At 58.7% G+C, this 230-nt stretch carries 1 protein-coding gene; it reads right to left on the bottom strand.

The annotated features are described in order from the left end of the window. Positions 1 to 230: tryptophan transporter (locus tag LD028_RS09670; RefSeq protein ID WP_275949122.1), on the bottom strand; the 230-nt coding region annotated here is incomplete at both ends.

The raw sequence follows: 230 nt of genomic DNA, 5'->3' as shown, positions 1-230 counted from the left end.
AGCGCCGAAAACGTCGCTCCGCCCGGCAACCCGACAAGCAAGAGCGCCGCAGCCAAAAACACCCCGCCGGAAATGACCGTGCCGACTGCCGCCAGCACTGAAGCCCCAATGACCGTTTGGCTGTATGCTTTCATCAAAGTCGCTAGGGCAAACACGACAAAGGCGGTGATGATCTTATCGATCATATTCGGCAGCTGTCCGCCCGGGAACGTCGTCGTCATGGCTGAGAT

It is taken from the genome of Anoxybacillus sp. LAT27 (genome assembly GCF_022030075.1).
In the GTDB taxonomy this organism is placed as follows: domain Bacteria; phylum Bacillota; class Bacilli; order Bacillales; family Anoxybacillaceae; genus Anoxybacillus; species Anoxybacillus kestanbolensis.
The sequence above is the reverse complement of the archived record's forward strand: the minus strand, read 5'-3'. Positions and strand labels throughout refer to the sequence as shown.